The sequence below is a fragment of the Stenotrophomonas sp. 62841_Sma genome (assembly GCF_056482945.1).
The window spans coordinates 923,682-939,021 of sequence record NZ_CM151224.1 but is presented as its reverse complement, the minus strand read 5'-3'; the positions used below and the strand labels follow the sequence as shown (position 1 = coordinate 939,021).

General features: G+C 66.2%; 9 protein-coding genes. All 9 read left to right on the top strand.

The window, feature by feature from the left end:
* The first annotated feature begins 26 nt into the window (after positions 1 to 26).
* The 9 genes from phoB (at position 27) to lpxH (ending at position 15,292) form a co-directional block, all read left to right on the top strand.
* Positions 27 to 716 carry a phosphate regulon transcriptional regulator PhoB gene (gene phoB / locus ACZK5G_RS04260; protein WP_005408258.1) on the top strand — a complete coding sequence of 230 codons (690 nt, stop codon included), beginning with the start codon at positions 27 to 29 and terminating at the stop codon, positions 714 to 716.
* A gap of 106 nt (positions 717 to 822) precedes the next feature.
* Positions 823 to 2,154 (top strand): phosphate regulon sensor histidine kinase PhoR, encoded by a 1,332-nt coding sequence (gene phoR / locus ACZK5G_RS04255; protein ID WP_032129078.1) that lies wholly within the window; start codon positions 823 to 825, stop codon positions 2,152 to 2,154.
* Between the two features lie 4 nt (positions 2,155 to 2,158).
* Positions 2,159 to 4,246, top strand: coding sequence for a polyphosphate kinase 1 (ppk1, locus tag ACZK5G_RS04250; RefSeq protein ID WP_049400920.1), 2,088 nt, complete (start codon positions 2,159 to 2,161; stop codon positions 4,244 to 4,246).
* 356 nt (positions 4,247 to 4,602) lie between these two features.
* The gene (ppx, locus tag ACZK5G_RS04245) at positions 4,603 to 6,129 is read left to right on the top strand and encodes an exopolyphosphatase (protein WP_010483920.1); all 1,527 of its coding nucleotides are present in this window, start codon (positions 4,603 to 4,605) and stop codon (positions 6,127 to 6,129) included.
* A 306-nt stretch (positions 6,130 to 6,435) separates the two neighbouring features.
* Positions 6,436 to 9,405 (top strand): TonB-dependent receptor domain-containing protein, encoded by a 2,970-nt coding sequence (locus ACZK5G_RS04240; protein ID WP_285303135.1) that lies wholly within the window; start codon positions 6,436 to 6,438, stop codon positions 9,403 to 9,405.
* 337 nt (positions 9,406 to 9,742) lie between these two features.
* On the top strand, positions 9,743 to 12,667 hold the full coding sequence (locus tag ACZK5G_RS04235) for a TonB-dependent receptor domain-containing protein (RefSeq protein ID WP_032129075.1): 2,925 nt from the start codon (positions 9,743 to 9,745) through the stop codon (positions 12,665 to 12,667).
* Between the two features lie 145 nt (positions 12,668 to 12,812).
* Positions 12,813 to 13,958, top strand: coding sequence for a glycosyltransferase family 4 protein (locus ACZK5G_RS04230; RefSeq protein WP_478465422.1), 1,146 nt, complete (start codon positions 12,813 to 12,815; stop codon positions 13,956 to 13,958).
* Positions 13,939 to 14,478: a phosphatase PAP2 family protein gene (locus tag ACZK5G_RS04225; protein ID WP_049400923.1), complete on the top strand. Its 540-nt coding sequence runs from the start codon at positions 13,939 to 13,941 to the stop codon at positions 14,476 to 14,478. The genes ACZK5G_RS04230 and ACZK5G_RS04225 overlap by 20 nt, the downstream gene beginning before the upstream one ends.
* Positions 14,479 to 14,545: 67 nt before the next feature.
* Entirely contained in the window at positions 14,546 to 15,292 is a 747-nt protein-coding gene (gene lpxH, locus ACZK5G_RS04220; protein WP_253143531.1) for a UDP-2,3-diacylglucosamine diphosphatase, read from the top strand.
* The last annotated feature ends 48 nt before the right edge of the window (positions 15,293 to 15,340 follow it).

Sequence of the window (15,340 nt, the reverse complement as noted above, 5' to 3'; positions counted from 1 at the left end):
CAGTAACCGAGCCCTACGGTGTCCTCGTGCAGAAACGCATCCTGATCGTCGATGACGAGCCCGCGATCCGTGAAATGGTCGCCTTCGCCCTGCGCAAGGGCGATTACGAACCGGTCCACGCCGGCGACGCCCGTGAGGCCCAGACCGCCATCGCCGACCGCGTCCCCGACCTGATCCTGCTGGACTGGATGCTGCCCGGCACCAGCGGCCTGGACCTGGCCCGGCGCTGGCGCAAGGAAACCCTGACCCGCGAAGTGCCGATCATCATGCTGACCGCCCGCGGCGAAGAGAACGACCGCGTGGGTGGCCTTGAAGCCGGCGTCGACGACTATGTGGTCAAGCCGTTCTCGGCGCGCGAACTGCTGGCCCGCATCCGTGCGGTCATGCGCCGCGCCCGCGAGGACGACGAGGACGGCAGCGTGGCCGTCGGCCCGATCCGCATCGACGGCGCCGCCCATCGCGTGTTCGCCAACGACCAGCCGGTGCCGATCGGCCCGACCGAGTACCGCCTGCTGCACTTCTTCATGACCCACCCCGAGCGCGTCTACACCCGCGCCCAGCTGCTGGACCATGTGTGGGGCGGCAGCGTGTACGTGGAGGAGCGCACCATCGACGTGCACATCCGCCGCCTGCGCAAAACGCTGGAACCGTTCAACGCCGAAAACATGGTGCAGACCGTGCGCGGCGCCGGCTACCGCTTCTCCACTGCTACCTGAGTCTCGTCGTGCCGGCGCCACGCACCTGCGGGTGCCGGCGCCGGCAACTCTGCTATAACCCTCGGTTCACCCCAGTGAACCGCCGCACCTCAACGACGAGATCGCAATGCCCCGCCACATCCGCTCTGCCTGGTTGAAGACCCTGGCCACCGTTGCCGCGGTACTGCTGTTCGCCGGACTGGTGGGGTGGTTCACGGGCCATCTGTGGTTGTGCATCGCGTTGGGCGCGCTGGCCACGCTGGCATGGCATTACTGGCGCCTGCGCAGCGTGCTGCGGCGCCTGACCGCGCGCCAGCGCTGGGACACCGCAGAGGAAGGCACCGGCGTCTGGAACGAGCTGGACCGCCTGCTGTACCGCAACCAGGTGGAAATGCGCGTGCGCAAGCGCCGCCTGCTGGACATGCTGCGCAGCTATCGCGCTGCGGCCGCCGCACTTCCCGATGCGGTGGTGGTGCTGGACCGCAACAGCCAGCGCGTGCAGTGGTTCAACGAAGCGGCCACCGCCCTGCTCGGCCTGCATCACCCCGGCGACCTCGGCGAAGCCCTGGTCGAACGCCTGCAGCCGATGCCGCTGGCGCACTGGCTGGCCGGCGGCCGCAATGCCGAGCCGATCCTCGACGTGCCTTCGCCGGTCGATCCGGCGATCCGCCTGAACCTGCGCCTGATTCCCTATTCGTCGGATTACTGGCTGCTGATCGCCCGCGACGTCAGCAAGCTGCTGCGCCTGGAACAGGTGCGCCGCGATTTCGTGGCCAACGTTTCACACGAACTGCGCACGCCGCTCACCGTGGTGCACGGCTACCTGGACATGATGGACCCGGAGGATTTCCCGGGAACCGGACCGATGCTGGAAGAAATGCGCAAGCAGAGCCAGCGCATGGCCCAGCTGGTGGAAGACCTGCTGACCCTGTCGCGCCTCGAATCGCAGGAACACAGCGAGGAAGAGACCGTGGCCATGCAGCCGATGCTGGCGACGCTGCGCCGCGAAGCCGAAGCGCACAGCCAGGGCCGCCACCAGATCAGCATCGACGACCTGGCCGGCGTTGACCTGCAGGGCTCGACCAAGGAACTGCACAGCGCCTTCTCCAACCTGGTCACCAATGCGGTGCGCTATACGCCGGCCGGTGGCCGCATCGCCGTGGAGTTCCGCCGCGAAGGCGACGGTGCCGTGCTGGCGGTGCGCGATTCCGGCTATGGCATCCCGGCCTCCCACCTGCCGCGCCTGACCGAACGTTTTTACCGTGTCTCCAGCAGCCGCTCCCGCGAAAGCGGCGGTACCGGCCTGGGCCTGTCCATCGTCAAGCACATCCTCGGCCTGCACCACGCACGGCTGGAGATTGAAAGCGAGGTCGGCAAGGGCTCGGTGTTCTCCTGCCATTTCGATGCCGACCACGTGCGCCCGCGCGAGTCCGCCCCCCTGACCTCCATCGAAGAATGACGCCATGAGCAGCCTCGGATCCCTCCCCCTCCCCGTGAGCCCGGACAACGATCCGTTGCGCGACCCGGCGCTGTACATCAACCGCGAGCTGTCGCAGCTGGATTTCAACTTCCGCGTGCTGGCGCAGGCGATGGACCCGCAGGTGCCGCTGCTGGAGCGCCTGCGCTTCATGTGCATCTCCTGCACCAACCTCGACGAGTTCTTCGAGATCCGCGCCGCTGCCGTACGCCACGCACAGGAATTCGGCCTGCCGCCGGCACCGGACGGGATGAGCCCGCAGGCCATCCTCAACGCCATCCATGACCGCGCCGCGGAACTGGTGGACCAGCAGTACCGCTGCTGGAACGAGACGCTGCGCCCGGCGCTGATGGAGGCCGGCATCGGCGTGCTCGGCCGCCATTCCTGGACCGATCGCCAGAAGCGCTGGCTGCGTGCGTACTTCCGCAACGAGATCATGCCGGTGCTGTCGCCGCTGGGCCTGGACCCGGTGCACCCGTTCCCGAAGATCCTCAACAAGTCGCTGAACATCGTGGTGGTGCTGAAGGGCACCGACGCGTTCGGCCGCGCCGGCCACCTGGCCATCGTGCGTGCGCCGCGCTCGCTGCCGCGCATCATCCAGCTGCCGGAGAAGCTCGGCGGTCCGCAGAACTTCGTGTTCCTGTCGTCGGTGCTGTCGACCTTCGTCGATGAACTGTTCCCGGGCATGGAAGTCCAGGGTGCCTACCAGTTCCGCGTTACCCGCAACTCCGAGCTGGTGGTGGACGAGGAGGAAGTGGAGAACCTGGCGCTGGCACTGCGCGACGAACTGGTCGACCGCGGCTACCGGCCGGCAGTGCGCCTGGAAATCGCGCAGGACATGCCGCGCGACATCGTGCGCACCCTGCTGCAGAACTTCGGCCTGACCGAGAACGCGGTGTATCGCATCGACGGCCCGGTCAACCTCAACCGCATCATCCAGCTGTACGACCTGATCGCACAGCCAGACCTGAAGTACCCGCCGATGACCCCGCGCACGCTGCGCGACAGCGACGGCATCTTCGAGACAGTGGCGCGCCACGACCTGCTGCTGCATCACCCGTTCGATGCCTTCACCGCCGTGCTGGACCTGATCCGGCAGGCGGCGGTCGATCCCAACGTGCTGGCGATCAAGCAGACCCTGTACCGCACCGGCAAGGATTCGCTGATTGTCGATGCACTGATCCAGGCCGCACGCAACGGCAAGGACGTGACCGTGGTGGTCGAACTGCGCGCCCGCTTCGACGAGGAAGCCAACCTCGGCCTGGCTGATCGCCTGCAGGAGGCTGGCGTGCAGGTGGTGTATGGCGTGGTCGGCTACAAGACCCACGCCAAGATGCTGCTGATCGTGCGCCGCGAGGGCCGCAAGCTGCGCCGCTATGTGCACCTCGGTACCGGCAACTACCACAGCGGTACCGCCCGTGCGTACACCGACATCAGCCTGATCACCGCCGATGCGGACATCGGCAACGATGTGCACCTGCTGTTCCAGCAGCTGTCCGGGCTGGCCTCGAAGATGAAGCTCAAGCGCCTGCTGCAGTCGCCCTTCACCCTGCACACCGGCATCCTCGGCCGCATCGAGCGCGAAACGCGCATCGCCGCCGCCGGCCGCCCGGCGCGGATCATCGCCAAGATGAACGCCCTGAACGAACCGCAGGTGGTGCGCGCGCTGTACGCCGCCTCGCAGGCCGGCGTGCAGATCGACCTGATCATCCGCGGCGCCTGCACCCTGCGCCCGGGTGTGCCGGGCATCTCGGACAACATCCGCGTGCGCTCGATCGTCGGCCGCTTCCTGGAGCACAGCCGCGTCTACTGGTTCGGCAACGACGGCGCACCGGAGATGTACTGCGCCAGCGCCGACTGGCTGGAACGCAACCTGCTGCGCCGGGTCGAGACCTGCTTTCCGATCCTCGACCCGGAGCTGGCCAAGCGGGTCTACCGCGAGGTCCTGCAGAACTACCTGGACGACAACCTCAATGCCTGGGAACTGGATGCCGACGGCATCTACCACAAGCGTGCGCCCGCCCACGACGAGGCACCGCATTCTGCGCAGATGGCACTGATGCAGGGTCTGTAACCCGGTGTGTCGACCAAGGTCGACACCTACCAAAAGCGATCCCGATCATCCATGGAGCCAGCGTGTCGACCAAGGTCGACACCCACCAACAGCAGAAATCTGTCGAAGGCGGGGTGGGTCCGGTTGCGGGGGCGTGAGCGCCATGGATGGCGCGACCGAGCTTACATGGACGTACTTGCAGCGTCCCCCGCAGCCGGACTCACCCTGCCTGCCCACAGGAAGCCAGCCTTTGCTTCGGCTGTTGCCGTTGCCGTTGATTCGGCAGGTGCAGGGCGCAGCCCTGCCGCACTCCCCTCTTCCAAAATGTGAAGGCCGCGCGGTGACGAGCACACCGCCCCTTCGGCTAACATTCGTCCATGCCGCACACCACCACGACTCCGCCCGCATTGCAGGATGGCGACCTGCTGGCCGCCATCGACCTTGGCTCCAATAGTTTCCACATGGTCATCGCGCGCTACACGCTCGGCCAGCTGCGGGTAATCGACCGCCTGCGCGAGACGGTGCGCATGGCCGACGGCCTGGATGGCAAAGGGGGACTCTCCTCCGCTGCCCGGCAGCGCGCGCTGGAATGCCTGGCCCGCTTCGGCCAGCGCATCCGCAATGTACCGCCGCACCGGGTGCGCGCACTGGCCACCAACACCGTGCGCCAGCTGCGTTCACCGCAGTCGTTCCTGGTTCCCGCCGAAACCGCGCTCGGGCACGCCATCGAAGTGGTCAGCGGCCGCGAAGAAGCGCGCCTGATCTACCTGGGCGTGGCCCATGCACAACCGCCCAAGCCCGGCCAGCGCCGGCTGGTCATCGACATCGGCGGCGGCTCCACCGAGTTCATCATCGGCATGGGCATGCAGACCCTGGAGCGCGAAAGCCTGCAGGCCGGCTGCATTGCCAGCACCCGGCGTTTCTTCCCCGGCGGCAAGCTGAGCAAGAAGCGCTGGAAGGACGCGCTGGCCGAGATCGGTCGCGAGTTCCAGCCCTTCGCCAGCAAGTACCGCGCGCTGGGCTGGCAGGAAGCGCTGGGTTCTTCGGGCACGCACAAGGCGATCAGCGAGATCTGCGCGACGATGAAGCTGAGCAAGGGCGCGATTACCGCCGAGGCCCTGCCGCAACTGCGCGACGAACTGCTGAAGGCCAAGAAGATCGACGACATCCAGTTGCCGGGACTGTCCAGCGACCGCCGCCCGATCATTGCCGGCGGCATCCTGGTGCTGGAGGCCGCCTTCCAGGCGCTGGGCCTGCAGAAGCTGCTGGTCAGCAAGGCCGCGATGCGCGAAGGCATCCTCTACGACATCGTCGGCCGCGCTGGCGAGAACGATCTGCGCGATGAATCGGTGTCCGCGCTCAGCCAGCGCTACGGCATCGATACCGTGCAGGCCGACCGTGTGCAGGACACCGCGCTGTCACTGCTGGAACAGGTGCAGGAACGCTGGCGGCTCGATGCCGACGACGCGCGCATGCTCGGCTGGGCCGCGCGCCTGCACGAGCTGGGCCTGATGATCGCGCACAGCGGCTACCACGTGCATGGCAGCTACGTGCTGGAACACTCGGATATCGCCGGTTTCTCGCGGCAGGAACAGCAGATGCTGGCCGCGCTGGTGCGCAGCCATCGCCGCAGCGTGACCAAGACCGCCTTCGACGCCCTGCCCGAGCGCCTGCTGCTGACCGCTCGCCGGCTGGCCGCCCTGCTGCGCCTGGCGGTGCTGCTCAATCGTGCCCATGAGGACGATCCACTGCCGGCGTTGGAACTGACCGCCGACGACAACCGCCTGTCGTTGATCGTGCCGCAGGCCTTCATTGATGCCCGGCCACTGCTGCGCGCCGATCTGATCGGCGAGACCGACGGCATCGCCGGGCTGGGCATCCAGTTCCGGCCCTTCGTAGCCTGAGGCTCACGCTTTCCCGCGAGGGAGAGAAGGTCACACACCGTTACGGTTCGCGCATGCGCCCCCGGTTGACCTGCTGCGACGCAGCAGATCAAGTCGGGGGAGCGCATTCAGCGTTACAGCTAAGCGACTGCTTTTGTTGAGCTTTCGTGAAATCTGACGATGAAGCCTGGTACAAATCGACACGACCTCTTTACAGAGCATTAACCAACGAGACTACTATCGGGTCATCGGTCCGCTTGTGGGCGGCCGATTTCTTCGACGCCCCTTTTGGCGTCCCTGCACGACCTGAGAGAGAGAGAGCTCGTCATGACTTCACGTACCACCCCCCTGGGGCAGGCCATCCGCTACGCCCTGGCAACCACTGCGACGCTGGCCGCCCTGCCTGCGTTCGCCCAGAGTGGCAGCACCGCCGCGCCGACCACCCTGGATCGCATCGAGATCACTGGCTCGCGCATCCGCCAGGTGGACGTGGAGACCGCTCAGCCGGTCCTGGCACTGAGCCGGTTGGACATCGAGCGCCAGGGCTTCAGCTCGGTGGCCGACATCCTGCAGAACGTGACCGCCATGGGCAGCCCGGCGATCAGCCGTGCAAACGCACTGAGCTCGGGCGAAAACACCGGCGGCACCTACATCGACATGCGCAACCTGGGCGCGCAGCGCACCCTGGTGCTGGTCAACGGCAAGCGCCTGGGCATCAGCACCTCGGGCCTGCAGGACGTGTCCTCGCTGCCGGTGTCGGCGGTGGAGCGCATCGAAGTGCTGAAGGATGGCGCGTCGGCCATCTACGGTTCCGATGCGATGGCCGGCGTGGTCAACATCATCACCCGTTCCAACGTCAACGGTGTGACCGCCAACGTCTACCACGGCCAGTACAGCGAAGGTGACGGCGCGCGCGATCGCTTCGACGTGGTGGGTGGCTGGAGCAATGACCGCGTGTCGCTGACCCTGGCACTGGAGCACTCCGAAGAAAAGAGCGTCTGGGCCAAGGACCGCTGGTTCAGCAAGTACGGCGTGAGCGACCGCCACCCGAACGATGCCTCCAACTGGACCACGCTGAGCCAGTGGGGCCAGGTCACCGGCCTGAAGGGCGGCCCGGGCTGCACCAACACCAAGGACGGCTGCGGCTATTCGCTCAACCGTGGCGCTGACCCGACCAACCCGGCCAACTACCACCTGACCGATGCGACCCCGTTCACCGGCGACGTCAGCAACGCCAACGAACAGATGCACGTCATGTATCCGCTCAAGCGTGATTCGGTGTACTTCGACGGTCGCTTCAAGATCACCGACCAGGTCAACCTGCGCACCGAATTCGGCTACAACAAGCGTTCGGCCGAGCGCCAGATTGCAGGCTACCCCCTGCAGTCCAGCTCGGTGTCCATCTCGGGCGACCCGACCGCCACCGGCCTGATGTCCAAGGACAGCTACTTCAATCCGTTCGGCAACCAGCACGGCTATGCCAAGCCAACCGACGTGGCCTGGAACCGCCGCACCTGGGAAATCCCGCGTGTGAGCACCAGCGAACTGAAGACCTACCGTGCGGTAGTGTCGCTGGATGGCAGCTTCGAGATCGGCCAGCGCTACTTCGACTGGGACGTGGGCTACCAGTACAACCGCAACGAGCTGACCGCTACCGCCACCGGCAACCTGCACAAGAAGCGCGTGCGCGATGCTGTGGGTCCGTCGTTCCTGGATCCGGCCACCGGCAAGGTGATGTGTGGCCGTCCGGGCGCGGTGATCAGCGGCTGCACGCCGTGGAACCCGCTGGTGCCCTACGGCAAGAATGATCCGAACGGGCTGACCGGCAATGAAGAACTGATGGCCTGGCTGTTCCCGGCGGAACGCACCACCGGCCGCACCACCACCAAGAACGCGTTCGCCAACCTGTCCGGCAGCATCATGACCCTGCCGGCCGGCGACCTGGGCTTCGCTTTCGGCGTGGAAAGCCGCAAGGAAGATGGCCGCTACACCCCCGATGCCCTGGCCCAGACCGGCGCCACCACCAACCTGGCCGCAGGCCCGACCGGTGGCAGCTACAACGTGAAGGAAGCCTACCTGGAGCTCAGCGTGCCGGTGCTGGCCGACCTGCCCGGTGCGCGTGAGCTGAGCTTCAGTGCCGCCACCCGTTACTCCAAGTACAACACCTTCGGCAACACGCTCAACAGCAAGTTCGGCTTCAAGTGGAAGCCGATCGACCAGCTGCTGGTCCGTGGTACCTGGGCAGAAGGCTTCCGCGCCCCGACCATCAACGACCTGTACGGTGGTGGTTCGGAAACCTTCGCGCAGTTCAGCGATCCGTGCGACACCGTGTTCGGCTCGGCCAAGGGCAGTGCTGAAGTCCGCGCGCGATGCGCACGTGACATCGCCGATGCCGGCAACTTCCGCCAGCTGAAGCAGGGCAACACCCCGGTGACCACGGCGCAGGATGCGACCCCGACGCCGTTCGTGTCCGGTTCCAACCCGCTGCTGGTTCCGGAAACCTCGACCAGCAAGACGCTGGGCCTGGTGTGGAGCCCGACCTTCATCAGCAACTTCAACGTGGCGCTGGACTGGTGGAAGATCCGCATCGACAACACCATCGTCGGTGACAGCCCGAACCAGATCCTGAGGGACTGCTACGAGCAGGGCATCGAATCGCGCTGCAGCCGCTTCAGCCGTGACCCGTCCAACGGCATCGTCACCGGCCTGAAGTTCGGCAACCGCAATGCCGGCTTTGCCGAGACCGAAGGTTACGACCTGGATGTCAGCTACCGCGTCGACACCAGCTACGGCAAGCTGAGCGCAGGCTGGACCAGCACCTACGTCAGCAAGAACGTCTACCGCTCCACCAACGATGTCCGCGAAGCGATCACGCCGATCAACGGCGTTGCCAACACCATCGGCACCGCCACCAGCCTTGCGTTCCGCGTGCGCTCGAACCTGGTGCTGGGCTGGGATGTGGGTGACTTCGGCGTCAGCTGGACGGCACGCTACTACTCCGGTGTGAAGGAGCGCTGCCTCAACGCCTCGCGGTATGCGGACGAATGCTCCGATCCGACCTTCCTGGCTCCGTGGCTGAAGTCGCCGACCGCGTACAACGAGCGCGGTGCGGTGACCTTCCACGACGTGCAGTTCCGCTACAACCTGCCGTGGGATGCCACCGTTTCGGTGGGCGCGAACAATGTGTTCGGCAAGGAAGCGCCGGTGATGTACAGCAAGCCGAACTCGTCGTTCTCCTACTACGGTGGCTACGACATCGGTCGTTTCATGTACATGAAGTACCAGCAGCGCTTCTGATCCATCCGCGCTGTTGAAGCTCGACGACCACGGCCCTTCGGGGCCGTGGTTTTTTTCTGCCTCCGCGCAGAGTGTCGCTTTCCACATTGACCGTGATGCGTTCAATCAGGGACACGGCCCTCTGCGCTGCGTCCGCCGCGATGCCACAGGTTGGAGCAATCGATTGATTTGCTTCCGCTTTGTGCAGAAGCGTCACGGCCGTCTGCAGCGCTTTCGTCGCTTGCCCATACGTCTCCCCATCCATCTTCACTAGGTTCGAACATCCACCGCCGCGGTGGAGTTGACGCAGCCCCGCTTGGCTGTGTTCCGAAGACTTCGAAGACTGAGAGAGAGACCCATGACCATCCGTATTCCCGAGCTCGGGTTGGCGATCCGTCGTGCACTGGCGATGACGGCCACCACCGCACTGGCCGCCCCCGCATTCGCCCAGCACGCACCGGAAGCCACCACACTGGACCGTATCGAGATCACCGGTTCGCGCATCCGCCAGGTCGACCTGGAAACCGCGCAGCCGGTGCTGACCATCAGCCGCGCCGACATCGAGCGGCAGGGCTTCAATTCCGTTGCCGACATCCTGCAGAATCTGACCGCGACCGGCAGCCCGGCCTTGAGCCGTGCCAGCCCACTCAGTGCGGGCGAGGCCGCAGGCGGCAGCTACGTGGACATGCGCGGCCTCGGTGCACAGCGCACCCTGGTGCTGGTCAACGGCAAGCGCCTGGGCATGACCACTTCGGGTTACCAGGATATATCCAGCATTCCCGCCGCTGCCGTGGAACGCATGGAAGTGCTGAAGGACGGCGCCTCGGCCATCTACGGTTCCGACGCGATGGCCGGCGTGGTCAACATCATCACCCGGCGCAACGTCCAGGGCGTGACCGCCAACGTCTACCACGGGCAGTTCAGCGAAGGCGATGGTGCCCGCACCCAGTACGACGTGGTTGCCGGCTGGTCGAATGACCGCGCTTCGATCAGTGTCGCCGCCGAGCATGTCGAAGAAAAGGGCGTTTGGGCGAAGGACCGCGGCTTCAGCGCCTACACCTATACCGATCGTCATCCGGACGATGGCTGGACCACGGTCGGGCAGTGGGGGCGCATCGTCGGCTTCAAGGGCCCGGGCTGCAGCAGCGCCCGTGGCTGCAGCTATTCGCTCGATCGCGGCAGCCAGCCGGGCGGGCCGGACAGCTTCCACCTCAGTGACAACACACCGTTCACCGGTGATGTCAGCAACAGCAATGAACAGATGCACGTGCAGACGCCGATCAAGCGCGATTCGCTCTTCGTCGATGCACGCATGGATCTGAACGACCAGATCCGCTTCAACACCCAGCTGGCCTACAACCGACGCACCACCACGCGCCAGATTGCCGGCTATCCGTTCCAGTCCGGTGCGGCCGGCATCACGCCGATGTCCGCCGACAGCTGGTTCAATCCGTTCGGCCGCCACCACGGCTATGAACGCCCAAGCGACGTGCACTGGAACCGCCGCACCTGGGAGATTCCACGCGTCAGCACCAGTGAACTGACCACCTGGCAGGGTGTTGCAGCGTTTGAAGGCAGCTTCCAGTTCGCCGGTCGCGACTTCGATTGGGAAGCCGGCTACCAGTACAACCGCAGCGAGCTGGAGCAGCGTGCCACCGGCAACCTGCACAAGCAGCGCGTTGCCGATTCCACCGGTCCTTCGTTCTACAACCCGGCCACCGGCAAGGTGGAATGCGGTACACCGGATGCACCGATTGCCGGCTGCAAGCCCTGGAATCCACTGGTGCCGTATGGCCAGGATGACCCGTACGGCCTGACCGGCAATGGCGAACTGCAGGACTGGCTGTTCCCCGAGGAACTCACCCGTGGCCGCAACACCACCCGCAACCTGTTCGCCAGCCTCAGTGGCGGCCTTGCCACGCTGCCTGCCGGGGAACTGGGCTTCGCCCTGGGTGTGGAGAGCCGCCGCGAGGAGGGTCGCTTCATTCCCGATGCGCTGGCCCAGACCGGCGCCACCACCAATCTGGCGGCGGGCCCCACCGGCGGTGGCTACCGTGTCGACGAGGCCTATCTGGAGCTGAGCGTGCCGGTGCTGAGCGACCTCCCCGGTGCACGCCAGCTGACCCTGGACATGGCAACGCGCTACTCGGACTACACCACCTTCGGCGGAACCCTCAACAGCAAGTTCGGCATCTCGTGGAAGCCGATCGACCAGCTGCTGGTCCGTGGCACCTGGGCCCAGGGTTTCCGTGCGCCGACCATCTCGAATCTGTACGGCGGCGGCTCGCAGACCTTCACCACCGGCTTCCGTGACCCCTGCGATACGGTCTATGGCGCCGCCGCCAGCAGCCCGGAGGTACGTGCACGCTGCGCCGCCGACATCGCCAACGCGGACAGCTACCGCCAGCTCGGCCAGGGCAACGAGCCGATCACCGGCAGCAGTGGGCAGACGCCCCTGCCCTTCACCAACGGCTCCAATCCCGACCTGAAGCCGGAAACCTCGACCAGCCGCACGCTGGGCCTGGTCTGGAGCCCGACGTTTGCCGAAGGACTGAACATCGCGCTGGACTGGTGGAAGATCCGTATCGACAACACCATCGTCGCCGACCATCCCAACGACATCCTCCGCGACTGCTACGAACTGGGCATCGCCGAGCGCTGCGGCAGTTTCACCCGCGACCCGGAACTGGGCATCGTCAACACGCTCAACTATGGCAGCCGCAACAGCGGGTTCCGCCAGGCCGAAGGCTATGACCTGGAGATCGGCCACAAGATCGAAACGTCCTGGGGCACGCTGAGCGCCGACTGGAAGACCACCTATGTGGTCGCCGCGGAAGAACGGACCACCAACGAGGCGGATGCGCCGCCCATTCCCAGCAATGGCATCGCCAGCAACGGCGGCATCGGCTTCCGTGTGCGCTCCAACGCATCGTTGGGCTGGGAGCGTGGCAACCTCGGCCTTAACTGGGGCCTGCGCTATTTCTCCGCGGTCAAGGAGCGTTGCCTGGATGCAGCCACGTATCCGGGTGAGTGCTCGCACCCGGGCCAGCGCGCGCCGTGGTTCAGTGGCAGCCGTGACTACAACCGTCGCGGATCGGTCACCTTCCACGACGTGCAGGCGCGCTACAACCTGCCATGGGATGCGACCGTCTCGATCGGTGCCAACAATGTGTTCGGCCGCCAGGGACCGGCCATGTACAGCCAGCCGAGCGCCAACTTCTCCTACTACGGTGGCTTCGACATCGGTCGTTTCATCTACATGAAATACCAGCAGCGCTTCTGATCCACCGCGCCATCTGCACGACCGCCACGGCCCTTCGGGGCCGTGGCTTCGTACAGGGACCTGACCACCGTCATCCCGTGGTCGCAAAGCGGTCATATCGGCTACATCGCCAGGCCCGAGCATGCCGGAAACCCGGAGGCCCGCCATGCGCTATGCCATCGTCACCGAGACCTACCCGCCGGAAGTGAACGGCGTTGCCCTCACCGTGCAGGGCCTGGAGCAGGGACTGCGCAATTCCGGCCATGACATCGACCTGATCCGGCCGCGCCAGTCCAGCGAAGCGCTGGACTCCACACCGGGCACGCTGCTGGTGCCGGGCGCCGCACTGCCGCGCTACCCCGGCCTGCGCTTTGGCCTGCCTGCACCGATCAGGCTCAACCGCCACTGGCAGCAGCAGCGTCCCGATGCGGTCTACATCGCCACCGAAGGGCCGCTGGGCTGGTCGGCGCTGCGCACCGCGCGCCGCCTTGGCATTCCGGTCGCCAGTGGTTTCCATACCCGCTTCGACGAGTACCTGCCCGACTACGGCGTGGCCTGGCTGCAGGCTGCCGCGATGCGCTGGATGCGCCGGTTCCACAACCAGGCCGATGCAACCCTGGTGCCCACCCGCGAGCTGCAGCAGTTCCTCGGTGAACAGGGCTTCGAACGCGTACGCCTGCTGGCACGCGCGGTCGACAGCCAGCAGTTCGATCCGGGCCGGCGCGACCCGGCGCTGCGCGAGGAATGGGGCGTGGACGGCAACGGCCTGGTCGCGATCCATGTCGGCCGCATCGCTGCGGAAAAAAACCTTGGCCTGGCGGTGAAAGCCTTCCGCCGCCTGCAGCAGATCCGCCCCAAAGCCCGCTTCGTCTGGGTGGGTGATGGTCCGGCCCGCGAAAAACTGGCACATGAAAACCCCGATTTCATTTTCTGCGGCATCCAGCGCGGCGAAGCCCTGGCACGGCATTTCGCCAGCGGTGACCTGTTCCTGTTCCCCAGCCGCAGCGAGACCTTTGGCAACGTGACCCTGGAAAGCATGGCCAGCGGCCTGGCCACCGTCGCTTTCGACTACGGTGCGGCCCGCGAATACCTGCGTGATGGCGAGAACGGTGCGGCCGTGGAAAACGATGAGCAGTTCATCGAGGCAGCGGTGCAGCTGGCCGCCGATGATGCACGGCGCCGCGAATTCGGCAGCAGCGCCGCGCGTGCGATGAAGCGCCTGCATCCACAGCAGGTGGTTGCCGAATTCGATGCCCTGCTGGCCGAGCTGGCCCAGTCGCGGAGGAGCGGCCATGCGCACCACGCCGCTTGAGCTGCTGGCTGGCCGCGAGGCGCGGCTCTGCCGCCGGGCCAACCACTACTGCCGGCGTCGCCGCGTGCGTCGCCTGTTCTCGGTCATCAGCCGGCTCGGCGATGGCGTGTTCTGGTACGTGCTGATGGGCGCGCTGGTGGCGCTGGACGGCTTCGACGGACTGCGTGCATCGGTGCACATGGCCGCCACCGGCCTGGCCGCACTGCTGCTCTACAAAGGCCTCAAGCGCTGGACCCGGCGTCCCCGCCCGTATGCGGCCGATCTGCGCATCCGCGCCTGGGTGGCGCCGCTGGACGAGTTCAGCTTCCCCTCCGGGCACACTCTGCACGCGGTGTCGTTCACCATCGTCGCGCTGGCCTACTACCCGTGGCTGGCGCCGCTGCTGGTGCCGTTCACCTTCGGCGTCGCGCTGTCGCGGGTGGTGCTGGGCCTGCACTACCCGTCCGATGTACTGGCCGCCACCGGCATTGCCATCCTGCTGGCATCGGCCAGCCTGGCCTGGTTGCCGCTGCCGGTGTAGCCCCCGGGGTCAGATCCCTTCGGTAGCGCCGGGCCATGCCCGGCGGTGGATGCCCTAGAATGCCTGCATGACCACGTTGTTCATTTCCGACCTGCACCTGGACCCCAGCCGTCCGGAGATCACCGACCTGTTCCTGCGCTTCCTGCGCGAGCAGGCGCCCGGCGCCGATGCGCTGTACATCCTCGGCGACCTGTTCGAAGCCTGGATCGGCGACGACACGCCCTCGCCTGCTGCCGATGCGGTGGCCGACGCGCTGAAGGTACTTTCCGACAGCGGCGTACCGGTGTACTTCATCCGCGGCAACCGCGACTTCCTGCTCGGCGAAGACTATGCGCGCCGTGCCGGCCTGCGCATCCTGCCCGACCCGTGCGTGATCGAGCTGTACGGCCGCCCGGTGCTGCTGCAGCACGGCGACCTGCTGTGCACGGACGACATCCCCTACCAGCAGTTCCGCGCACAGACGCGCGACCCGGTGTTCCAGGCGCAGTTCCTGTCGCAGCCGCTGGCCGCACGCATCGCCTTCGCGCAGAAGGCCCGGGAAACCAGCCAGGCCCGCCAGTCGGAAATGAAGCAGGATGATCGTGCGCAGTTCGAGTCGGTAACCGACGTGTCACCCGCCGAAGTCGATGCCACCTTCGTGCGCCATGGCGTGGACACCATGATCCACGGCCACACCCATCGCCCGGCGGTGCACACGCTGCAGGCCGGTGGCCGCGCCTGCAACCGCATCGTGCTGGGTGACTGGTACGAACAGGGATCGGTGCTGCGCGTGGATGCCGGCGGCTGGTCGCTGGATACGCTCGCGCGCGAATGATGGATCGCGGGGTGCCAACCAAGGTTGGCATCTACCAGGGCAGGTGAA